This is a genomic window from Arthrobacter sp. MMS24-T111 (genome assembly GCF_054888995.1).
Genome location: NZ_JBTZRO010000001.1, coordinates 933,873 through 955,783, shown reverse-complemented (window position 1 = coordinate 955,783; position 21,911 = coordinate 933,873). Strand labels below are relative to the sequence as shown.

19 protein-coding genes and 1 pseudogene are annotated in these 21,911 nt (G+C 65.4%); 19 read left to right on the top strand and 1 reads right to left on the bottom strand.

Translation table 11 applies throughout. The annotated features are described in order from the left end of the window. Positions 1-131 precede the first annotated feature (131 nt). From ACX5I6_RS04320 to ACX5I6_RS04305, 4 genes are read left to right on the top strand one after another with little or no spacing between them, the layout of a single operon-like run. Positions 132-1,574, top strand: a complete 1,443-nt coding sequence (locus ACX5I6_RS04320) for an FAD-binding oxidoreductase (RefSeq protein ID WP_461839597.1) — start codon at positions 132-134, stop codon at positions 1,572-1,574. A gap of 36 nt (positions 1,575-1,610) precedes the next feature. Continuing rightward, on the top strand, positions 1,611-2,399 hold the full coding sequence (locus tag ACX5I6_RS04315) for an SDR family oxidoreductase (RefSeq protein ID WP_461839596.1): 789 nt from the start codon (positions 1,611-1,613) through the stop codon (positions 2,397-2,399). A gap of 28 nt (positions 2,400-2,427) precedes the next feature. Further along, positions 2,428-3,864, top strand: a complete 1,437-nt coding sequence (locus ACX5I6_RS04310) for an FGGY-family carbohydrate kinase (protein ID WP_461839595.1) — start codon at positions 2,428-2,430, stop codon at positions 3,862-3,864. Between the two features lie 11 nt (positions 3,865-3,875). After that, positions 3,876-5,183 carry an MFS transporter gene (locus ACX5I6_RS04305; RefSeq protein ID WP_461839594.1) on the top strand — a complete coding sequence of 436 codons (1,308 nt, stop codon included), beginning with the start codon at positions 3,876-3,878 and terminating at the stop codon, positions 5,181-5,183. A gap of 103 nt (positions 5,184-5,286) precedes the next feature. On the opposite strand, the gene ACX5I6_RS04300 is transcribed toward ACX5I6_RS04305, so the two are convergent. After that, positions 5,287-6,606 (bottom strand): MFS transporter, encoded by a 1,320-nt coding sequence (locus tag ACX5I6_RS04300; protein WP_461839593.1) that lies wholly within the window; start codon positions 6,604-6,606, stop codon positions 5,287-5,289. Positions 6,607-6,836: 230 nt separating this feature from the next. Here ACX5I6_RS04300 and ACX5I6_RS04295 point away from each other — a divergent pair. From ACX5I6_RS04295 to ACX5I6_RS04225, 15 genes and pseudogenes are all read left to right on the top strand, one after another. After that, positions 6,837-7,711, top strand: a pseudogene (locus ACX5I6_RS04295) (IclR family transcriptional regulator). Positions 7,712-7,876: 165 nt separating this feature from the next. Further along, on the top strand, positions 7,877-8,758 hold the full coding sequence (locus tag ACX5I6_RS04290) for a shikimate dehydrogenase (RefSeq protein WP_461839592.1): 882 nt from the start codon (positions 7,877-7,879) through the stop codon (positions 8,756-8,758). Then, positions 8,758-10,626, top strand: coding sequence for a bifunctional sugar phosphate isomerase/epimerase/4-hydroxyphenylpyruvate dioxygenase family protein (locus ACX5I6_RS04285; RefSeq protein WP_461839591.1), 1,869 nt, complete (start codon positions 8,758-8,760; stop codon positions 10,624-10,626). The genes ACX5I6_RS04290 and ACX5I6_RS04285 overlap by 1 nt, the downstream gene beginning before the upstream one ends. Before the next feature lie 53 nt (positions 10,627-10,679). Further along, positions 10,680-11,552, top strand: coding sequence for a protocatechuate 3,4-dioxygenase subunit beta (gene pcaH / locus ACX5I6_RS04280; protein WP_461839590.1), 873 nt, complete (start codon positions 10,680-10,682; stop codon positions 11,550-11,552). 4 nt (positions 11,553-11,556) lie between these two features. Next, positions 11,557-12,114, top strand: a complete 558-nt coding sequence (gene pcaG, locus ACX5I6_RS04275; RefSeq protein WP_461839589.1) for a protocatechuate 3,4-dioxygenase subunit alpha — start codon at positions 11,557-11,559, stop codon at positions 12,112-12,114. Beyond that, positions 12,111-13,586 carry a lyase family protein gene (locus tag ACX5I6_RS04270; protein WP_461839588.1) on the top strand — a complete coding sequence of 492 codons (1,476 nt, stop codon included), beginning with the start codon at positions 12,111-12,113 and terminating at the stop codon, positions 13,584-13,586. Before pcaG ends, ACX5I6_RS04270 begins: the two co-directional genes overlap by 4 nt. Next, positions 13,579-14,397, top strand: a complete 819-nt coding sequence (locus tag ACX5I6_RS04265) for an alpha/beta fold hydrolase (RefSeq protein ID WP_461839587.1) — start codon at positions 13,579-13,581, stop codon at positions 14,395-14,397. Before ACX5I6_RS04270 ends, ACX5I6_RS04265 begins: the two co-directional genes overlap by 8 nt. Further along, positions 14,394-14,834 carry a 4-carboxymuconolactone decarboxylase gene (pcaC, locus tag ACX5I6_RS04260; RefSeq protein WP_461839586.1) on the top strand — a complete coding sequence of 147 codons (441 nt, stop codon included), beginning with the start codon at positions 14,394-14,396 and terminating at the stop codon, positions 14,832-14,834. Before ACX5I6_RS04265 ends, pcaC begins: the two co-directional genes overlap by 4 nt. Further along, positions 14,831-16,045 carry a thiolase family protein gene (locus ACX5I6_RS04255; RefSeq protein ID WP_461839585.1) on the top strand — a complete coding sequence of 405 codons (1,215 nt, stop codon included), beginning with the start codon at positions 14,831-14,833 and terminating at the stop codon, positions 16,043-16,045. Before pcaC ends, ACX5I6_RS04255 begins: the two co-directional genes overlap by 4 nt. A 4-nt stretch (positions 16,046-16,049) precedes the next feature. Then, entirely contained in the window at positions 16,050-16,739 is a 690-nt protein-coding gene (locus ACX5I6_RS04250; RefSeq protein WP_461839584.1) for a 3-oxoacid CoA-transferase subunit A, read from the top strand. A 1-nt stretch (position 16,740) separates the two neighbouring features. Beyond that, the gene (locus ACX5I6_RS04245; protein WP_461839583.1) at positions 16,741-17,421 is read left to right on the top strand and encodes a 3-oxoacid CoA-transferase subunit B; all 681 of its coding nucleotides are present in this window, start codon (positions 16,741-16,743) and stop codon (positions 17,419-17,421) included. Between the two features lie 71 nt (positions 17,422-17,492). Continuing rightward, positions 17,493-18,305 carry an IclR family transcriptional regulator domain-containing protein gene (locus ACX5I6_RS04240; protein ID WP_461839582.1) on the top strand — a complete coding sequence of 271 codons (813 nt, stop codon included), beginning with the start codon at positions 17,493-17,495 and terminating at the stop codon, positions 18,303-18,305. 109 nt (positions 18,306-18,414) lie between these two features. Beyond that, the gene (locus ACX5I6_RS04235; protein WP_461839581.1) at positions 18,415-19,947 is read left to right on the top strand and encodes an efflux RND transporter periplasmic adaptor subunit; all 1,533 of its coding nucleotides are present in this window, start codon (positions 18,415-18,417) and stop codon (positions 19,945-19,947) included. Then, entirely contained in the window at positions 19,944-20,669 is a 726-nt protein-coding gene (locus tag ACX5I6_RS04230) for an ABC transporter ATP-binding protein (RefSeq protein ID WP_461839580.1), read from the top strand. The genes ACX5I6_RS04235 and ACX5I6_RS04230 overlap by 4 nt, the downstream gene beginning before the upstream one ends. Further along, entirely contained in the window at positions 20,666-21,907 is a 1,242-nt protein-coding gene (locus tag ACX5I6_RS04225) for an ABC transporter permease (protein ID WP_461839579.1), read from the top strand. Before ACX5I6_RS04230 ends, ACX5I6_RS04225 begins: the two co-directional genes overlap by 4 nt. Positions 21,908-21,911 lie beyond the last annotated feature (4 nt).

Here is a 21,911-nt window from a genome sequence, read left to right as displayed (position 1 = left end):
AAAAACTAGAGAACAGCGACCCCCAATTCCAAGGGGATCGCTGTTCTCTTTTTTGTGCCTTTCCAGGACAAGGTGGAGGTTGAGTCAGCACGCAAAAGCGCGAATGCCTAACACGAACGGAAACAGACAAATTGACAACCCTCAAACGCGAAGAGATCGTAAGCGCCTACGTCGATATCCTCGGCAGCGACCGCGTCATCACGGATGAGCAGACGCTTCGGGAAAACAGCGTTGACCGCTATTACAAAGTCGAGAATGTCTTTGGTATTTATTCATTGCCCCTCCCGGCGGCAGTCGTCCGGCCCGGTACCCCGGAAGAAGTTTCGTCAGTACTAAAACTGGCGAACGAATACGGAATCAGCGTCGTACCCAAAACCGGAGGCTCAGCAACCGAGGGCGGCCTTGAAACAGTCGTCGAGAATTCTGTGGTTGTTGATGGTTCCCTAATGAACGAGATCATCAGCATCGACACCGAGAACATGCTGGCGACGGTCCAGTGCGGCGTCCGGCTGCAGGATCTTGAGGACGAGCTCCGAAAGATCGGCTACACCACCGGGCACTCCCCGCAGTCCAAGCCAATCGCGCAGTTCGGCGGCCTCGTTGCAACGCGGTCCATTGGACAGTTCTCGACTCTTTACGGTGGCATCGAGGACATGCTCGTCGGCGTGGAGACCGTGTTTGCCAATGGTGAGATTTGCCGGATCAAAAACGTCCCGCGCCGGGCGGCCGGCCCGGACATCCGCCACTTGGTGCTTGGAAACGAGGGCGCCCTCAACTTCATCACCGAGGTTAGTGTCAAGATCTTCCGCTACTTCCCGGAAAACAACCGGTTCTACGGTTACCTGCTGGACGACATGAAGACCGGCTTCGAAATCCTCCGGGAAGTAGTCACCCAGGGCTACAAGCCTTCTGTTGCCCGCCTTTACGACAAGGAGGACGGGCTGTACCACTTCGGGCATTTCTCCGAAGGCCGTTGCGTACTGATTTTCATGGCGGAGGGTCCAGAGCTCATCGCCGATGCCACCGGGAAAGCCATCGAGCAGATTGTCTCCTCCTTCACTACGGCAGAACGTGTCGCAGACTCGCTGATCGAGGACTGGTTCAACCACCTGAACTGGGACGTCTCCAAAATCGAAGAGGAAAGGGTGGAGATACGCGAGACGTTGAACAACGGCTTCACCACTGAAATCTCCGGAAACTGGAGTGTCATCAACGACATTTACAACAATGCCCTTGCACGAATCCGGAAGGAAGTGCCGGCACAATTCAGCCTCTTGGGCGGCCACTCCAGCCACAGCTATCTCAATGGAACGAATATGTATTTCGTCTATTACTACAAAATAGACGTGGACCCCACCGAGGAACGCACTGTCTACCACGACCCAATCCAGAACATCATTGTGGAGGAAACGCTCAAGCTCGGTGGTTCAATGTGCCATCACCACGGTGTGGGCAAGCACCGGACGCACTTTCTCGCAGAAGAATACGGTTCCTCGCTGTACATGCTGGAAGCTCTCAAGACTGCGTTCGACCCGAACGGAATCATGAACCCGGGGACAATCTTCCCTCTCTGATCCAGATCATTACCAATTAAGAACCAGGGAGTTTGTATGCCCGATTTTAACATTGCCGATTTTCAAATGAGCTTTTTCTCATTGAAAGGCAAGAATGCGATCGTCACCGGTGGAAATACCGGCCTCGGTCAAGCCTTCTCACTTGCGCTGGCCAAGGCGGGAGCCAACGTGTTGGCAGCCAGCATCATGCCTGACGATGGCAGCACGGCGACCATGGTTGAGGAAGCCGGCGCAAAATACGCCTACATCATGTCCGACATCACGGAAAAGGGAAACCCTAAAAAGGTTGTGGATGCCTGCATATCCGAGTTTGGAAGCGTTGACGTTCTCGTCAATTGTGCCGGACGCAGCATCAACGAACCCGACGTCCTCAACTACACCCGCGAACAGTGGGACCCCATGGTAGCTCTGAACCTAACGGCAGCCTTCGAAATGTCCCACGAGTGCGCCAAACACATGGTTCCGCAGGGCAGCGGCAAGATCATCAACATCTGCTCGGTCTTCACATTCCTCGGAGGACAATGGTCACCGGCGTATGCAGCCACCAAGCATGGCATTGCAGGATTCACCAAGGCCTACTGCGACGAGTTGGCCCAGTTCGGTGTGCAGGTCAACGGCATCGCGCCCGGTTACTACGCAACGGAACTAACCACTGCCACCAGATCTGACCCGGAGGCCAATCGCCGGGTCCTGGACCACATCCCGGCAAACCGCTGGGGGCAGACCCAGGACCTCATGGGCGCGACAGTATTCCTGGCCAGCCGGGCATCCGACTACGTCAATGGCCACATCCTGAGTGTCGACGGCGGCTATCTGGTGCGCTAGGCGCCGTCAAAGCAGATGAGGAAATGACATGACCACCAACTACATCATCGGACTTGATGGTGGATCCCAAAGCTCGAAGGTAGTCATCTTCGACACGAACGGCCACATCGTATGCGAGGCAAGTGAGCCGTTGGCTCCCATGCACACCCCCGGGGCGGGTATAGCGGAACACCCTGACGACGACCTTTACGACTCCATCGTTGCCGCAGCCTCCCGGGCGATGAAAGCCTTTCCCGGAGATCCCAAGGACATCATCGGCGTTGGATTGTGCACCATCCGGTGCTGTCGGGCCCTTGTTCGCGCGGACGGGACGCTCGCCGAGCCCGTCCAAAGCTGGATGGACCACCGTCTCTCCAGGGCGTATGAGCACAACAACGACGACGTCTCTTACGTCACCACCGCTTCGGGGTATCTAATGGGCAGGCTCACCGGTGAGCTCACGGACACCGCGGCCAACTACGTTGGCCCTTGGCCCATGGATGTCCGCACGTGGGACTGGTTTGACGACCAGGCAAAGTTCGAGTCGTTCAATGTACCGCGGGACATGTTGTACCGGTTGCAGATGCCGGGCGACGTGGGCGGTTTTGTGAGCGCCGGCTTTGCAGAGCACACCGGAATCCCCCAAGGGATACCTGTGGTCCACACCGCCAACGACAAGGCGGCTGAGGCACTGGGTTCCGGCCTCCGCGACGACGCAACCGGCCTTGTCTCGCTTGGCACGTACATTGCCGGCATGGTTGTTGGGAAGGAACTTGCGGCCGAACCGCAGACATACTTCTCGAACTTTGCGGCCGAGCCTTACCGCTACATATACGAATGCGGCGGTATTCGGCGGGGCATGTGGACTGTCTCCTGGCTGCGGGACCTGTTTGGTGCGGAGAACGCCCTTGCTGCGGCAGAAGACGGGATCAGTGCCGAGGAGCGCCTGAACAGGTTGGCTTCCGGCATTTCGGCCGGAAGCGATGGCCTGCTGTGCGTTCTCGACTGGCTCGCGCCGCCGGACAAGCCCTTTAAGAAGGGAATGTTCATCGGCTTTGACGAACGGCATGGTTACGCGCACATGTATCGCGCCGTCCTGGAAGGCATCGCCTTCACCATGAAGCGAAACATGGCTGCCATGACCGCCGAACGAGACGTGGATCTGCGGACGCTTGTTATCTCTGGTGGCGGCTCAAACAGCGATCTCATGATGCAGATCTTCGCCGACGTCTTCAACATTCCAGTGGTCCGGAATGTTGTCCGGAACGCCGCAGGACTCGGCGCCGCCATCTGCGTTGCCGTGGCCTGTGGAATCTACCCGGACTTCGACTCCGCATCTGCCCATATGGTGCGGCGCGAGGACCGCTTCGAACCCACACCACTGAACGCCGCCCTGTACGGGCATTTGTGCACGGTTGCGGCCGAAATACCGATGCACACTGATCCCATTCTGGAAAAAATCCACAAAATACTATCTGACAAATAAGGAGCCGTTTCATGCTCAAGCTCGGCAAATCAAAGAAGATTTTTCAGCTTGTTTTGCTCATTCTCGCGGCGGGCTCAATCTATCCGCTGGTGTACCTTCGACAGAACTTTGAATCCACGATCCTGACCGTGTTCCACCTCAGCAACTCAGAGTTGGCGGGCCTCTATTCCATGCTGGGGATCATCTTCGTGATCGGCTACATACCCAGCGGATGGTTGGCCGACAAGATCTCCGTGCGGTACCTCATTACGTTCTCGCTGGTGCTCACCGCTGTCACGGGCCTCTTCTACGCGCAGGTGCCGGATAAATCCACCTTGGTCTACGTGTACCTTGTTTGGGGATTTGCCACAGTCTTTACATTCTGGAGTGCAATTCTCAAAACTGTCAGCCTGCTGGCGGACAAGAATGAGGAAGGTACTTATTTTGGTGCGCTTGACGGTGGCCGGGGACTGGTGGAAGCAATTTTGGCAAGCTGCGCAGTCGGTCTTTTCGCCCTGTTTGCCGGGGACGGAACCTCCGACATCACGCAGACCCGGGCGGGTTTCCAAGCCGTGGTCTACATGTACTGTGCCGTACTCATCCTCATCGCCGTGCTGGTCTTCTTCGTACTTTCCGATACTCAGCAAAAGAGCCCAAGGTCCAACGGAGAACCGGTAGAGTCGACGTTCGCCGCGGTACGGAGGATCCTGAAGATCCGCGAGGTATGGGTAATGAGCCTGGTCCTCTTCTGTGGCTACACGCTGTTCTGGGGACATTACTACTTCTCCGGGTACCTCAACGTGAATCACGCCGTGACCCCGGTAAATGCGGGCGTAGTGACGGTGATCGTCCTGTGGATGCGTCCAATCGGCGGCTTTGGAGGAGGGTTCCTCGCAGACCGGCTCGGCAAGAGCCGGGTCTTGGCGGTCTCACTGGTTGTCGCAGCCCTGGGGTTCATCAGCCTGGGCTTCCTGCCAAGCGGTTCGACTGGCCTGGCCTACGTGCTAGTGGTGGTAGTTGGCCTCTTCCTGTACGCAATCCGTGGGATCTACTGGTCGCTGCTTGATGATTGCCGTGTCCCCGCCGCGGCGACCGGTATCGCCATCGGGATCATCTCATTCGTGGGTTACCTCCCCGACATCGTTATTCCGCAGATCAGCGGCGCGATTTACACTGCCTTCGGCGACGATGTGACGGGAGCAAACAACTTGTTCTTCCTTGTCACCGCGGGTTTCGGGCTGGTTGGGGCGGCTGCTGCCGCTTACTTCGCAGTCCTGATGAGGAAGCGCCGGAATTTTGAGACTGCCAGCGCCGTAGAGGCGTCGCCGAGCACGATCTAGCCGCTTTCCGGTGGTCCTTCCGCATGTCACGGCGAAGCCCGCCACCCCTGGCCATTCCTGGGGTGGCGGGCTTCGCCTGCTGTTAAGTCGGGTGAAACTGCTGTTACGTCATGCCCAGCAGCCTGGTGGGGGTCCGGAAAGACTCCTTGGCGGTCAGGGCCGAGACGGCGGCGATGGCGCAGATGATGCCGGTGAAGACGGAGATCTGTACCCAGCCGCCGGGCTGGATGCCGCCCATGGCCGCAACGATGGCGGGGGCGAAGCCTGCCATCAGGAAGCCGAGCTGCGTGCCGATGGCCAGGCCGGAGAAGCGGACCTTGGTGCTGAACATCTCGGCGTAGAAGGACGGCCAGACCGCGTTGGCTGCCGCGTAGCCGCCGGAGAAGTAGCCAATGGCGGCCAGGAACATCAAGGGGATGCTGCCGGACTCCAGGCTGAGCAGGAACACCGGGGTGAGGATTGCGCTGGCCACGGCGCCGTAGATGAAGACGGGCTTGCGGCCGATCTTGTCCGCCAGCATCCCGAAGAGTGGCTGCGTGCCCAGGGCCACCAGGTTTGCACCCACCACGAGCCACAGGGTGGTGGTGCCGTCCACGCCGGCCACGGTCTTCGCATAGCTGATGGCCAGGGTGCCGAACACGGTGGACACGGCGGCGATGAACGCGCAGCAGATGACGCGGAGGACGTCGCGCCAGTGGCCCTTGAGCAGATCCGCGACGGGCAGCTTGGCGATCTGGGCGGTCTTGCGGGCTTCTTCGAACGCGGGCGGTTCGTGCAGGGTGCGCCGGATCAGGAACGCCACCACCACCACAACGGCGCTGAGCCAGAATGGGATGCGCCAGCCGATGCCGAACTTGATCTCGTCCGGCAGGGCCAGGACGGGGATGAAGACGAGGGCGGCGAGGATCTGGCCGCCCTGGGTGCCGGTGAGGGTCCATGAGGTGAAGAAGGAGCGGCGGTTGTCCGGGGCGTGCTCGAGCGTCATGGAGGAGGCGCCGGCTTGCTCGCCTGCGGCCGAGAGGCCCTGGCAGAGGCGGGCCAGCACCAGCAGGACGGGAGCCCACCAGCCGACGGTCTTGAAGTCCGGCAGGCAGCCGATCACGAACGTGGAGGCGCCCATCAGCAACAACGTAAACATCAGCACCTTGCGGCGGCCCACCCGGTCACCGAAGTGGCCCAGGATGATGGCGCCCACCGGCCGGGCCACGTAGGCGAATCCGAACGTCGCAAAGGACATGATCGCGGCGTTGGTGTCGGCGTCGGGGAAGAAGACCTTGGGGAAGATCAGGGCGGCCGCGGAGCCGAAGATGAAGAAGTCGTAATACTCGACGGCGCTGCCGAGGAAGCTGGCAAGGGCTGCCTTCTTGGGCGTCCCGCCGGAGGTGAGGGCACCCGCCCCGGCGGACGGAAGTGTCTGGCTCATGGTGTTCCTTTGGTGTGACGACATTGTCGCGGATGGATCTGGTGGTCGCAGCCGCCGCTGCCTGGGTGCGGGCGGCGCGATGCGGCTGGAGTCCGGAAAGACCCGGCAATTTGTAGCCACATGGTGAGAGCTACTTTTGCGATACAGAAACTATGACTGTGAGGGCAGTCACTTGTCAAGAAAATACTCACGATCTAGAAATAGCTCTCACATTGTGGCAACATCGAGTTATGAGTGTGAACCAAACCACAGTGGCCGACGATGAATCCACTGGTCCCGGCCCGGCTGTCCCCGGCCAGACGCCCGTCAATGCCCTGCCTCCCGAACCCAAGGCCGCCACCAAGGCTGCCGAGCGCCCGGACATGGTGGGCAAGGCCCTCAGCCTGCTGGTCCTCCTGGGGGACGAACCCCGGGGGCAAGCGCCGCGGAAATCTCGCGGCGCGCGGAGCTGCCGTTCAGCACCACGTACAGGCTGCTGGGATCGCTGGCGCGCGACGGCTTCGTTGATTATGAGCCGGAGGGCCGCCGCTACCACCTGGGCCTGCGGATCTTCCAGCTCGGCCAGCGGGTCTCCAACCATCACGGCTTCGCCGGCACCTCCCTGCCCATCCTGCGGCGGGTGACCGAGCGGACGGGGGAGGCCACCATCCTCAGCGTCCGCGACGGCCTGCACCACCTCACGGTCAGCAAGGTGGACGGCCCGCAGATCTTCCGCGTCACCAGCGACCCCGGCCACCTGGGCTCACTTTCCACCACTGCCGTAGGCAAGGCCCTGGTGGCTTTCGCCGACGATGCGGAACGCGAGCGGCTGCTCTCGGAGCTTCCGCTGGAGGCCCTCACCGAACGGTCCATCACGGACCGCGACGCCTTCCGGCGGGAAATCGATGAAGTGCGCCGCCGCGGCTACGCGGTCATGGACGAGGAGAACGAGGCCGGTATGCGCGCCGTGGCCGTCCCGCTGCTCAACAGCCAAGGGCATGCCTTCGCCTCTTTGGCCACGGCAGTCCCCGTGTTTCGGCTCAGCCTTGAAGAGCTGGAGGCCCACGTTCCCGTCCTGCAGGAGGCGGCCGCAGAGCTGGCTGACCGCCTGCCGCAGCGCGGCTGACCGCCTCGAGTCGCGCCAACAAAGCCTGCGGTCCACCAACTATGTTCGTATCTCGAACTAGAGTGCGCACAGTGAACAAATGCTGTACTGTAATCCCTATCACCGGACAAGCCGCTCCCCGCGTGGACGCAGCTCTCCGGTGCCGTTACCAAAGGAGCTGCACGGATGAGTAATCGAACTGAGTCCTACCTCGTAGGACTGGTCGGAGACGGCGTCATGCCATCACTCACCCCTCCCATGCATGAACGCGAAGGGGATGTGCAGGGCCTGCGCTACCTCTACCGCCCCATTGACCTCCTTGACCTGGGACTGTCCGGCGAATCCGTCGGCACCATCCTGCAGAGTGCACGCACCCTGGGCTTCAACGGCCTGAACATCACCCACCCCTGCAAGCAGATCGTCCTGGAGCACCTGGATGAGATCTCCCCGGATGCCCGCCGCCTGGGTGCCGTCAACACCGTGGTCATCCGGGACGGCCGCTTCATCGGGCACAACACCGATTTCTCCGGCTTCGCCGCCGCCCTGGCATCCGGCCTCCCCGGAGCCCGCCTGGACCGCGTCGTGCAGCTGGGCGCCGGCGGCGCCGGATCCGCCGTCGCCTATGCCCTGCTCACGGCCGGCGTGCGGACCCTTGACCTCGTGGACATGGACCCGGCCCGGGCGGCTGCCCGGGCCGCCGAGCTGCAGGGCTTCTTCCCGGACAGCACCATCACGGCAGGCACGCCGGCGGACCTGCCGCGGCTGATGCCGCTGGCGGACGGGCTGGTGCACTGCACCCCCGTGGGGATGGCCGCCCACCCAGGCCTGCCGCTGGACCTGGACCTGCTGGAGCAACGCCACTGGGTCGCGGACATCGTCTACCGCCCCATCGAGACCGAACTGGTCCGCGGGGCCCGCGCCAAGGGCTGCGAGGTCCTGGACGGCGGCCGGATGGCCGTGGGCCAGGCAGCGGACGCCTTCCGGATCTTCACCGGCCAGGACGCAGACCCGGACCGGATGCGGGCACACTTCCTGGAGCTTGTGGCCGCCGAGGAGGTGGCAGCCTGATGCGTACGGGAATCGCCACCGTCTGCCTGTCCGGCACGCTGAAGGAAAAGATGCAGGCTTGCGCGATCGCCGGGTTCGACGGCATCGAGATTTTTGAGCAGGACCTGGTCACCTCGCCCCTCAGCCCCGAGGACGTGCGGAAAATGGCAGCCGACCTTGGCCTCGGCCTGGACCTCTACCAGCCGTTCCGGGACTTCGACGGCGTCACCCCGGACCTGCTCAAGGCCAACCTCCGGCGCGCAGAGGCGAAGTTCAAGCTCATGTCCCGCCTGGGCATGGACACCATCCTGGTGTGCTCCAACGTCGCCACGGCCACCATCGACGACGACGCCCTGCGCGCCGAACAGCTCGCCGGGCTGGCGCAGCTGGCCGGGGACCACGGCGTCAAGGTGGCGTACGAGGCACTCGCCTGGGGCAAGTACGTCAACGACTACGAACACGCCTACCGGCTGGTGGAGACCGTGGACCACCCCAACCTGGGGACCTGCCTGGACTCCTTCCACATCCTCTCCCGGGACTGGGACACGGCGCCGATCGAAACCATCAACCCGGACAAGATCTTCTTCGTCCAGGTTGCGGACGCCCCCAAACTCTCCATGGACGTGCTGTCCTGGAGCCGCCACTACCGGGTTTTCCCCGGCGAAGGCCAGTTCGAGCTGGCAAAGTTCATGGGCCACGTGGTCCGTGCCGGGTACACCGGCCCGGTTTCCCTGGAGGTCTTCAACGACGTCTTCCGGCAGTCCGACGTGGACCGCACGGCCGTCGATGCCATGCGGTCGCTCATCTGGCTGGAGGAACAGAGCGCCAACTGGCTCGCGGACGCCCCCGCCGCCGGCACCGTTCCCGGCGGCGTCGCGCCCCGCCGTCGTTATCCCATGGAACTGGCCACCCTGCCCAAGGTCAACGAACCGGCCGGGTTCAACTTCGCCGAGGTCAAGGCTGACGATACCGCGCAGCTGGAGAAGCTCCTGGGCCAGCTCGGCTTCGCGTTCGAGGGGCGGCACCGCACCAAGGACGTCCAGCTCTGGAGCATGGGCCAGGCCCGCGTGATCATCAACGAACAGGCGGCCTCGCACGCCGAACCCGCCATCGCCGCGCTGGGGTTCGACGTCGATTCCCCCGTGATTGCCTCGGCCCGGGCCCAGCAGCTCAAGGCCCCCGTGGTGGCCCGCAAGGTCCAGGCGGACGAGGAAGTCTTCCAGGGCATCGCCGCCCCGGACTCCACCGAAATCTTCCTCTGCCAGGGCAGCCCGGACGGCACCGCCGCCTGGACCCACGAGTTCGGCGAAGGCCTCGAACACCCCTCCGCGGGAGCCCGGGCCGTGATTGACCACGTCAACCTTGCCCAGCCGTGGCAGCACTTCGACGAAGCCGTCCTCTTCTACACCAGCGCCCTGGCCTTGGAGCCCCAGCCGTTCGCCGAGGTGCCCAGCCCCAGCGGCCTGGTGCGCTCGCAGGTCATGCAGACCTCCAACGGAGCTGTGCGGCTGGTGCTCAACCTCGCCCCGGTGCAGCAGGCGCACGGCCAGAAAACGTACCAGGAACACATCGCCTTCGCCGTGGACGACCTCGTGGCCACGGCCCGCGCCGCCCGCGACAAGGGCCTCGAGTTCCTGCAGATCCCCGCCAACTACTACGAAGACCTGGACGCACGGTTCGACCTCGAACCCGGATTCCTGGCCACGCTGCAGGAACTCAACCTGCTCTTCGACCGGGACGCGGACGGGGAATTCCTGCATTTCTACACCGCCACCGTTGGCAGCGTGTTCTTCGAAATGGTGGAACGCCGCGGCAGCTACGACGGTTACGGCGCACCCAACGCCCCGGTGCGCCACGCCGTGCAGTACGACTCACTGCACCGCAGCTGAGCCAACCCAAACCACAGACACTACAAACCCAACAGATGAGAAAGGAGCCAGCCATGCCGGAAGACATCACCGCGGAGCTGGAGTCGGAGGAACTCGTGCCCCCGGCCGAACCGAAGGCTGCCCACCAGCCACTGGACAAGGCCATCGAATCGCAGGCGGACCTCAGCGCAGAGATCAACGCCATTGGCGAGGCATACCAGCGGGCCCTCAAAGACGGCGGCCTGCCTGAGACCCAGCCGCGGCTGGACTACCCGCCCTACCGCAGCAGCATCCTGCGCCACCCCACCAAGAGCCTGCACCACGCCGACCCCGAAACCATTGAGCTCTACTCGCCGGCGTTCGGGCACCAGGACGTGCACGCCCTGGAGTCCGACCTGACCATCCAGCACAACGGCGAACCCCTGGGTGAGCGGATCATCGTCTCCGGCAAGGTCCTGGACGGCGAGGGCCGTCCGGTGGCGGGACAGCTGGTGGAGATCTGGCAGGCCAACTCCTCAGGCCGGTACATCCACAAGCGTGACCAGCACCCGGCCCCGATCGACCCCAACTTCACGGGCATCGGCCGCTGCATCACGGGCCCGGACGGCTCGTACCGGTTCGTCACCATCAAGCCCGGTGCCTACCCCTGGAAGAACCACCTGAACGCGTGGCGCCCGGCGCACATCCACTTCTCGCTGTTCGGCACCGAGTTCACCCAGCGCATCATCACCCAGATGTACTTCCCCGGCGACCAGCTCTTTCCGCTGGACCCGATCTACCAGACCATCGTGGACCAGGACGCCCGCGACCGGCTGGTGGCCACCTACGACCACAGCCTCACCGAGCCCGAATGGGCGCTGGGGTACAACTGGGACATCGTCCTGACCGGGCCCAAGCGGACCTGGACCGAAAACGAAGCGCTCGGCGCAGAAGGTGACGAGGAATAGGAAAATGAGCACCAAACTTGTTCCCACCCCGGGCCAGACCGTCGGCCCGTTCTATGGCTACGCGCTCCCGTTCGACAAGGACAACGAGCTCCTGGCACCCGGCTCGCCCGGCTCCATCCGCCTCCAGGGCACCGTTTACGACGGCGCCGGCCACACCATCCCGGACGCCATCCTTGAAATCTGGCAGCCCGACGCGCGCGGCAACGTCGTCCAGCGCACCGGTTCCCTGGTCCGTGACGGCTACACCTTCACCGGCTGGGGCCGCGGCGCCGTGGGCAACTCCGGCGTCTTTACGTTCACCACGGTGAACCCCGGTCCCACCAAGCCGGGCACGGCCCCGTTCATCTCCGTGGCGATCTTCGCCCGCGGCCTGACCAACCGCCTGTTCACCCGCATTTACCTGCCGGAAGACACCGAGGCGCTGGCCAACGACCCCCTGCTGAGCTCGCTGGATCCCGAACGCCGCAAGACGCTGATTGCCCGCCGCGATGAGGACGGCGGCCTCACCTGGGACATCCGCCTCCAGGGCGAGGGCGAGACGGTCTTCCTGGACTTCCAGTGACCAACGCCGCCCTGGGAGATCTGCGCGGCTTCGCGGAAGAGGCCGACGCCGGACTGCTCAGTCCCGTGTCAGCGTCACCACTGGTGGCAGCGCTGACGGGGGACCGGGCAGTGCTGGCGGCTATTCTCGCCGTCGAATCCGGCTGGGCCGCCGTGCTGGAAAGGGCCGGGCTGGCGCCTGCCGGTTCCGCCGCCGTCGTCGCCTCCGCTGCCGAGGCGGGCCGCTACGACCTCGCCGATATCGCGCTGCGCGCCCAGGGTGGCGGCAACCCGGTGATCCCGCTGCTGGCGGACCTCCGGAAGAACGTGGCGGCGCTCGATGCCGCCGGAGTCGGTGCCGCGAAGGCCGTGCACACCTCCCTGACCAGCCAGGACGTCCTGGACACGGCCCTGATGCTGCTGGCCCGCAATACCGTCCACGCGGTGCTGGCGGACCTGAAAGGCACCACGACGGCGCTGGCGCACCTTGCGGGGCAGCATGCGGACACGCTGTGCGTGGGCAGGAGCCTGACCCAGCACTCGCTTCCGTACACCTTCGGGCTCCGTGCTGGCCAGTGGTTCCAGGGAGTGGCGGCGGCGGGGCGGCAGCTGGCGGCCCTTGGGTTCCCGGTCCAGTTCGGCGGCGCGGCAGGAACGCTGGCCGCCGGAACCGTGCTGACCGGTGGCTCCGCTGCCACCCCGTTTACCCTGGCCGATGCCCTGGCAGCCCAGCTGGGACTGGCCCCCGCGCCGGCCCCCTGGCACACCAACCGGCTGGCCATCACGTCCCTGGGGCACGCCCTGGCTTCCGTCCTGGATGCCTTCGGCAAGATTGCCGCTGACGTCCTGTTCCTGAGCCGGCCCGAGGTGGCCGAGGTCGCAGAGCCGCGCGCCGCCGGCCGCGGCGTGTCCTCCGCCATGCCGCAAAAACAGAACCCCGTGCTGTCCGTTTTGGTTCGCAGCGCCGCACTCCAAGCCCCCGGCCTGGCTTCCCAGCTGCACCTGGCCGCCGCCACCTTCAACGACGAGCGCCCGGACGGGGCCTGGCACACCGAATGGCCCGCACTCCGCCAGCTCCTGTCCCTCACCCTCGGGGCCGCCGGCCACCTCCGCGAACTGGCGGAAGGACTGCAGGTGTTCCCGGACGCCATGCGCCGCAACCTGGACCTCGCCGGTCCGCTGCTGTTGGCGGAGGGCATCAGTGCCGCCATCGCGCCGCTGCTGGTGGAGAACGCCGGCCGCAGCGGCAAGCAACAGCTGCAGGACGTGGTGGACCGGACCCTGCAGGCACCGGCAGGGGAGCAGGCGGCAACCTACCGGAAACTGCTCCGGGAGGCAGTCCCCCCTGACGCCGTCCCGGACGCCCGGCTGGAGGAACTCCTGGATCCCGCCGGCTACCTGGGCCAATCGGCGGAGATTTCCCGCCGCATCCTGGCAGCCTTCCCCGAATTTGTCACCCGCACCCCCAACGCGAACGGAGCTTCCCGTGGCTAAACCGGCCGTCAAAGCAGCGCTGCTCTCACCCCAGCGACCCTTGGGCGACCACCCCCTGCTGGTGGTCGGTCCTTCCCTGGGCACATCGTCCATCCTTTGGAACCGGGCGGCGTCCCTGCTCGGCAACGACTACGACGTGGTGGCCTGGGACCTGCCCGGGCACGGCGTCTCACCCGCCGCAACGGAACCCTTCGATGTAGCGGCCCTGGCTGACGCCGTCGTGGACCTGGTGGATTCCATCGCCCCGGACGAAGCCTTCCACTACGCCGGCGTCTCCCTGGGCGGCGCCGTGGGGCTGCAGCTCGGGATCAAGCACGGTGGACGGCTCAAGAGCCTCTCCGTGCAGAACAGCGGCGCGAAGATCGGCACCCCCGAAGGCTGGCTGGAGCGCGCCGAAACGGTCCGCACCCAGGGCACGCCCGTGATGATCCAGGGCTCCGCCCAACGGTGGTTCGCCCCCGGCTTCATGGACCGCGAACCGGAGTTCAGCAGCCGGCTCCTGCATTCACTGCGCGATGCCGACCGCTTCAGCTACGCTTTCTGCTGCGAAGCGCTGGCAGCCTTCGACGTGCGCGGTGAACTCGGCGGCATTACCGTCCCCACCCAGGTCATTGCGGGCGCGCTGGACGCCGTGGCTACGCCGGACATGGCGGACGAAGTGGCCACCGGCATCACCGCCGGGGGCGGCACTGCCACCGCGGTGACGGTGGAAGGCATCTCGCACCTCGCTCCCGCCGAAGCCCCCGCCCACGTCGCGGACCTGATGCGCAGCCTTATCGGCTGGACCGAATCAAGGGAGGCCGCCAAATGAACGCCGCCGAGCACGCCGGCCCGGAGCGCCACGGCGTGGTCCAGCCCGGCGCCACCAGCCAGGAAATTTACGACGGCGGCATGGTGGTCCGGCGCGAAGTCCTCGGAGACGCGCACGTGGACCGGGCGAACGCCAACAAGGACGAATTCACCGAGGACTTCCAGGACATGATCACCCGCATTGCGTGGGGTGGCATCTGGACCCGGCCCGGACTCCCGCGCCGGATGCGCTCCGCGGTGACCATCACTGCCATGGTGGCCCACGGCCACTGGGAGGAGCTGCCCATGCACATCCGTGCGGCCATCACCAACGGCCTCAGCAGGGACGAGATCAAGGAGATCCTGCTGCAGACCGCCATCTACTGCGGCGTCCCGTCCGCCAATACCGCCTTCAAAACTGCCCAGCAGGTCTTCAAAGAAATGGATACCAACCCGTGAACCAGGCTTTTGTGTACGACGCTGTGCGCACCCCGTTTGGCAAGTTCGGTTCCGGTCTTGCCGGGGTGCGGCCGGATGACCTTGCCGCGCATGTGATCAGGGAGTCTGTGCAGCGGGCTCCCGGGCTTGATGTTGAGCGGATTGATGAGGTGGTGTTCGGGAACGCTAACGGTGCCGGTGAGGAGAACCGGAACATCGCCCGGATGGGGACCCTTTTGGCTGGTCTTCCGGTGTCGATCCCGGGGACTACGGTGAACCGGCTGTGCGGGTCGTCGCTGGACGCGGCGATCATCGCGTCCCGGCAGGTCAACGCCGGCGACGCCGATCTCATGCTCGTGGGCGGGGCGGAGTCGATGTCCCGTGCCCCGTGGGTGCTGCCGAAGACGGAGAAGCCCTACCCGGCCGGGGACATGACCCTGGCCTCCACCACCCTGGGGTGGCGGCTGGTGAACAAGGCCATGCCGAAGGAGTGGACCATCTCCCTGGGTGAGGCCACCGAGCGGCTGCGGGAGAAGTACAACGTGACGCGGGAGGCGCAGGACGAGTTTGCCGCCAACAGCCACAATCTGTCCGCCGCGGCCTGGGATGAGGGGTTTTATGACAACCTGGTCGCCCCGGTGCCCGGGACGGACCTGGTGCGGGATGAGGGCATCCGTGCGGGTTCGTCGGCGGAGAAGCTGGCCGGGTTGAAGACGGTGTTCCGGGCTGAGGACGGCACGGTCACTGCGGGGAACGCGTCGCCGTTGTCCGACGGCGCGTCCGCGGCGTGGATCGGGTCCGAGGCGGCCGCCGGGCTGCTGGGGCTGGATCCGCTGGCCCGGATCGCCGGGCGCGGCGCGCACGGGAATGATCCGCAGTATTTTGGCTACGCCCCGGTGGAGGCGGCGAACAAGGCCCTCGCGAAGGCGGGGATCGGCTGGGACGAGGTGGGCGCCGTCGAGCTTAACGAAGCCTTTGCTGCGCAGTCCCTGGCCTGCATCAATGCCTGGGGGATTGACCCCAAAATCGTGAACCGGCACGGTGGGGCGATCGCCATGGGCCACCCGCTGGGTGCTTCCGGCACCCGGATCCTGGGCACCCTGGCCCGGTCGCTGCAGGCCTCCGGGCAGCGCTGGGGCGTCGCCGCGATCTGTATTGGCGTGGGCCAGGGCCTGGCTGTGGTGCTCGAGAACGTCACCGCCGCCCTGCCGGCAAAACCAGTGAAGGGCTAGGAAAATGCTGACTTTTGTTGATTCGGTCCGGGAGGCCGTGGCCGGGATCAAGGACGGTTCCACGGTGATGATCGGCGGGTTCGGCAATGCCGGGCAGCCGTTCGAATTGATCGATGCGCTGCTGGAGTGCGGGGCCACGGACCTGACCGTGGTGAACAACAACGCCGGGCAGGGCGATCAGGGCCTGGCCCTGCTGATCAAGGAAGGCCGGGTGCGGAAGATGATTTGTTCGTTCCCGCGGCAGTCCGATTCGTGGCACTTCGATGCCAAGTACAAGGCCGGGGAGATTGAGCTGGAGCTGGTGCCGCAGGGCAACCTTGCCGAACGCATCCGCGCCGCCGGGGCCGGGATCGGCGGGTTCTTCACGCCCACCGGATACGGAACCATGCTGGCCGAGGGCAAGGAAACCCGCATCATCGACGGGCGCGGGCAGGTCTTCGAGACCCCCATCCACGCCGACGTCGCCCTCATCAAGGCCCTGAAAGCGGACGGCAAGGGCAACCTGGTGTACCGGAAGACGGCCCGGAACTTCGGCCCCATCATGGCCGCGGCGGCGAAGCACACCGTCGTCCAGGTCTCCGAGATCGTCCCGACCGGCGGGCTGGACCCGGAGAACGTGGTCACTCCCGGCATCTACGTCAACACCGTGGTTAAAGTTGCCCGCAGCGGCAGCGCAGCAGAAAAGGTGGCCTGAGATGAGCCTCACCGGAACCAGCATCAAGACCTCCGAGACGCCCCTGGGCCGGGACGACCTCGCCCGGCTCGTGGCACGGGACATCGCCCCGGGCTCGTTCGTGAACCTCGGGATCGGCCAGCCCACCCTGGTGTCCAACTACCTCACCGAGGAACAGAACATCACCCTCCACACCGAGAACGGGATGCTCGGCATGGGCCCGGAAGCCACGGGCGGGGAGATTGATGAGGACCTCATCAACGCCGGCAAGATCCCCGTCACCGAGCTGCCCGGCGCGTCCTACTTCCACCACGCCGATTCCTTCGCGATCATGCGCGGCGGGCACCTGGACATCTGCGTCCTGGGCGCCTTCCAGGTCTCGGCCACCGGTGACCTCGCGAACTGGCACACCGGGGCGCCCGGGGCGATTCCCGCCGTCGGCGGTGCCATGGACCTGGCCACCGGCGCCAAGGACGTCTTCGTCATGATGACCCTCCTGACCCGCGACGGCGCCTCCAAAATCGTCGAGGCCTGCACCTACCCCGTCACCGGCGTCGGCTGCGTCACCCGCGTCTACACCGACAAAGCCGTCTTCCTCACCGGCCCCCACGGCATCACCGTCCGCGAAACCTTCGGCACCACCCTCGAAGAACTCCAGGAACTCCTCCCCGTCCCCCTCAAAGCCGCAGCCGCCGCTGGTTGAGCCGGCGCCCACCACCGGCTCCGGCCGGTGGTGGGCCTGTCGAAATCCCAGCACCCCTAAAATTGGTGACCATGACCGACGCCGTCCGCACAGACACCCAGGCCGCACCGCAGGCCAGCGACCAGTACGTCCAGTCGCTGGCACGCGGCCTGGCGGTGATCCGCGCCTTCGATGCCGACCGGCCGGTGATGACCCTCACCGAGGTGGCGGGCCGGACCGGCCTGACGCGGGCCACCGCGCGCAGGTTCCTGCACACCCTGGTGGAGCTGGGCTACGTGCGGACCGACGGGAAGACGTTCGCGCTGACGGCCAAGGTGCTCCAGCTGGGATACGCATACCTTTCCGGACTGTCACTGCCGCAGCTGGCCCAGCCACACCTCGAGGAGCTCTCCCTGAAGCTGGGCGAGTCCACCTCCGCCGCCGTACTGGACGGTACGGACATTGCCTACATCGCCCGGGTCACCACCCGCCGCATCATGACCATCGGGATCACGGTGGGCACCCGCTTCCCGGCGTACGCCACGTCGATGGGCCGCGTCCTGCTGGCCCACCTGCCGGCGCCGGAGCTCAAGGCCTATTTGGCGGCGGCCGACGTCAAGCCGCTCACCCCCCGCGCCCTGGGCAGCGTCCCGGAGCTGCTGGCCGTGCTGGAGACCGTCCGGGCACAAGGCTGGTGCCTGCTGGACCAGGAGCTTGAGCTGGGCCTCATGTCCGTGGCTGCCCCCGTCTATGACGGTTCCAAGGTGGTCGCAGCGGTCAACGTGTCCCTGCAGGCCCAGTCGGTGGAAGCCAAACCGGACCGGGACGCCTACCTGGCTTCCGTGGCACGCGAAATCGTGGCGACCGCGAAATTCATTTCCGCCGACCTTACCGCCCGCGGTTAGGTCGATTCGCCGACGGGATGAACCGGGGGCGACGACACAAAAGGTCCCCTGCGCCCCGCTCCCATCATTTTCACGGCATTTCTTCAGGTGCCCCTTTTAAGGTCCAGCCATGACCTCAAAATCCCTTGTTATCAACCTGGGCCTGGGCGCCGTCATTCTTGCCCTCGGCGCAGGCACCTACCTCACGGCCACGGCGGCTGGCTCCACCACCCCGTCGGCGTCCGCGCGCACGGTAACGGTGGGCAAGGCGGCCATTTCTTCGGTGGCCACGGCCTCGGGCAATGTCGCCCCGCAAACCACTACGGTGGTCAGCGCCCAGAACTGCAGCGGCGTGATCCAATCGGTGGCAGCGACATTGGGCCAGCAGGTGACCGCCGGACAGTTGCTGGTGTCCATTGATCCCACCAACGCCCAGAACGCCCTGAACGCGGCCCAGGCCCAGCTGGATTCGGTGGCGGCACAGGCCAACCAGCAGCAGGTATCCGCCGCCGGGCAGGTGGCAACGGCGAACCAGACCCTGGTGAACGCACAGCAGTCCGCCGGCCTGGACTCCTCCCAGCAGTCCGCTGCGGTGGCCGCGGCCCAGAAAGCGGTTGATGCCGACAACGCTGCCGTGACCGCCGCCCAGGCCGTGGCCGCCCCCACCCCGAAGCCTGCCAACTGGACCGACCCGGTGGCGGCGGCCCAGAACCAGCTGGCCAAGGACCAGGCCGCGCTGACCCAGGCGCAGAACCAAGCCGCCTCCACACAGCTCAAGGACAAGCAGCAGGTTGCCTCCGCCACCACTGCCCTGGGCAATGCCCAAAACGCGGCGGCCTCGGCAGGGGGGACGAATGTCACCAGTGCCCAGCTCGCCGTCGAGACGGACAAAGCGAACCTCGCCGCGTGCAACCTGACCTCGCCGGTGACCGGAACCGTCACGTCGGTCACCGCAACGGCCGGTGCGCTGACGGGATCCTCCTCAGGGTCCCCGGCAGCGTCGTCAGGGTCCGCCGCCAGCGGGGGCACCGGAGCGGCCACGTCCGCGTCCTCCGGGGCAGCGTCCTCCGCCGGGTCAAGCTCCGGCAGCGGCCTGGTCACCATCAGCGACACCGGCCACCTGCAGGTGGTGGCCGGGTTCTCCGAGTCCGATGTCACCAGCATGAAGCCGGACCAGACGGCCCAGTTCACCTTCCCCGCCCTGGCCCAGGATCCTGCCGCCCCACCCGTCACCGGCAAGGTGGTTTCCATAGCCCAGACCTCAAGCACCACCAACGGCGTGGTCACCTATCCGGTGACGGTCTCCATCGCCAACCCGCCTGCCGGACTGCGCCTGGGCCAGAGCGCCAACATTTCGGTCACCACCGCCACGGCCGACGACGCCCTGGTGGTGCCCAGCCTCGCCATCACCACCACGGGGAACCGGCAAACGGTCAACGTCCTCAAGAACGGCACCCCGACGCCGGTGACGGTCACCACCGGGATCAGCGCCAACGGGCGCACCCAGGTCCTGACCGGGCTGGCTGACGGGGACCAGGTGGAGCTTCCGGCCATTTCCAGCACGCTTGACACCGGCAGCACGTCCACCGGCGGCGGATTCGGCGCCGGCGGACTGGGCGGCGCGGGCACCCGCGGCGGCGGCACCCGGAACGGCGGCCAGTGACCGTGGCAGCCGTCATCGACCTGTCCGGCGTCAGCAAGGTCTACGGCAAGGGTGAGGCAGAGGTGCGCGCGCTGGACGCCGTGGACATCGCGATCGAGCAGGGCGACTTTGTGGCCATTATCGGAGCCTCGGGGTCCGGGAAGTCCACGATGATGAACATCATCGGCTGCCTCGACGCGCCCAGCACCGGAAGCTACCACCTGGACGGCATCAATACCCGGGAACTGGACGAGTACCAGCAAGCGCAGATCCGCAACCGCAAGATCGGCTTCGTGTTCCAGAACTTCAACCTGATCTCCAGGACCCGGGCGGTGGACAATGTGGCCATGCCGCTCGCCTACGCCAAGGTGGGACGCCACGAGCGGCGCAGCCGCGCACTGGCCATGCTCGATACCGTGGGGTTGTCCAGCCGCGCCGGCCACAAGCCGTCACAGCTCTCCGGCGGCCAGCAGCAACGAGTGGCCATTGCGAGGGCCCTGGTGACCAACCCCGTCCTCCTGCTGGCCGATGAGCCCACGGGGGCGCTGGACTCGCGGTCCTCGGCCGAGATCCTGGACCTTTTCGGGAACCTGCACGCCAGCGGGCGGACCATCGTGATGATCACGCACGAAATGGATGTCGCCGAGCGGGCCGGCAGGGTGGTGCGTATGCAGGACGGCCGGATCGTCTCCGATGTCAGGCAGCAGCCGGTGCCCGCGGGAACCTTCGCGGTGGCGCCGTGAACCTCCTCGAATCGGCGCGTTTCGCCCTCTCCGGGGTGGCCGCCAACAAGTTGCGCTCCGTCCTCACCACGCTGGGGATCCTGATCGGCATCGCCGCCGTCATCATCCTGCTCGCGGTCGGTGCGGGGACAAGCAACAACATCAAAGCCCAGATCGGCAAGCTGGGCACCAACGTCCTCACCGTCAGCCGCTCCACCAGCGTGGGCGGCCGCAGCACCGGCGGCCAGGCCGGGGCAAGCCGTACCCGCAGCACCAACCTCACCCTTGAGGACGAGCACGCCCTCACGGATGCCGTCCTGGCCCCCGATGTGGCCCGCACGGCGCCGATCGTCCAGGCGCAGGGTGTCACGGCAACGTACACCAGCGCCACCCACTCCGTTGCCAGCTTCCTCGGGACCACGTCCTCGTACTTCGATATCACCAACAGCGCCATGGCGTCCGGGGCGTCCTTCACCGAAGCCGACCAGCAGGCAGGGAACCCGGTGGCCATCATCGGAAACACGGTGGCCAGTGATCTCTTCGGCGCCACCACAGGTTCCGCGGTCGGCCAGACCATCCAGCTGAACGGCCAGAACTTCACGGTGTCCGGCGTGCTCGCGGTCAAGGGCTCCACCGGCTTGAACGATCCCGACGACATCGTGGTGGTGCCGTTCTCCGCCGCGCAGAACAAGTTCACCGGCTATGCGCCCACACTCGCGTCCATTACGGTGCAGGCAGCCTCCGCGGACGTCATGAACCAGGCCCAAAACGAGATCCAGATGATCCTGGACGCCCGCCACCACGTCGACTCCACCAACCGGGATTACCAGGTCCGCAACCAGGCGCAGATCCTCACCACCGCCACCAACACCACCCAAACACTGACCATCCTGCTGGGCGCGGTGGCTGCCATCAGCCTCCTGGTCGGCGGCATCGGCGTCATGAACATCATGCTGGTCACTGTGACTGAACGGACCCGGGAGATCGGCATCAGGAAGGCCATCGGCGCGTCCCGGGGCAGCATCGTGACGCAGTTCCTGATCGAATCCCTGGTGATTTCGGTCATCGGCGGGGTGGCCGGGATTGCCGTCGGCTTCGCGGGCAGTGCGTTCCCCGTGCTCGGCGTCCAGCCCGAGGTGCAGGCCTGGACAGCCTGGCTGTCCCTGGCGGTTTCAGCCGTCATTGGACTGGTTTTTGGGGTCTACCCCGCCAACAAGGCCGCGAAGCTGCGGCCCATCGATGCCCTCCGCTATGAATAGGAAA

Coding starts and splice junctions, on each gene's coding strand:
- ACX5I6_RS04285 (WP_461839591.1), top strand. CDS start 8,758: ATGCGTACGGGAATCGCCACCGTCTGCCTGTCCGGCACGCTGAAGGAA.
- ACX5I6_RS04250 (WP_461839584.1), top strand. CDS start 16,050: ATGCTGACTTTTGTTGATTCGGTCCGGGAGGCCGTGGCCGGGATCAAG.
- ACX5I6_RS04290 (WP_461839592.1), top strand. CDS start 7,877: ATGAGTAATCGAACTGAGTCCTACCTCGTAGGACTGGTCGGAGACGGC.
- pcaH (WP_461839590.1), top strand. CDS start 10,680: ATGCCGGAAGACATCACCGCGGAGCTGGAGTCGGAGGAACTCGTGCCC.
- ACX5I6_RS04310 (WP_461839595.1), top strand. CDS start 2,428: ATGACCACCAACTACATCATCGGACTTGATGGTGGATCCCAAAGCTCG.
- ACX5I6_RS04300 (WP_461839593.1), bottom strand. CDS start 6,606: ATGAGCCAGACACTTCCGTCCGCCGGGGCGGGTGCCCTCACCTCCGGC.
- pcaG (WP_461839589.1), top strand. CDS start 11,557: ATGAGCACCAAACTTGTTCCCACCCCGGGCCAGACCGTCGGCCCGTTC.
- ACX5I6_RS04245 (WP_461839583.1), top strand. CDS start 16,741: ATGAGCCTCACCGGAACCAGCATCAAGACCTCCGAGACGCCCCTGGGC.
- ACX5I6_RS04235 (WP_461839581.1), top strand. CDS start 18,415: ATGACCTCAAAATCCCTTGTTATCAACCTGGGCCTGGGCGCCGTCATT.
- ACX5I6_RS04315 (WP_461839596.1), top strand. CDS start 1,611: ATGCCCGATTTTAACATTGCCGATTTTCAAATGAGCTTTTTCTCATTG.
- pcaC (WP_461839586.1), top strand. CDS start 14,394: ATGAACGCCGCCGAGCACGCCGGCCCGGAGCGCCACGGCGTGGTCCAG.
- ACX5I6_RS04240 (WP_461839582.1), top strand. CDS start 17,493: ATGACCGACGCCGTCCGCACAGACACCCAGGCCGCACCGCAGGCCAGC.
- ACX5I6_RS04305 (WP_461839594.1), top strand. CDS start 3,876: ATGCTCAAGCTCGGCAAATCAAAGAAGATTTTTCAGCTTGTTTTGCTC.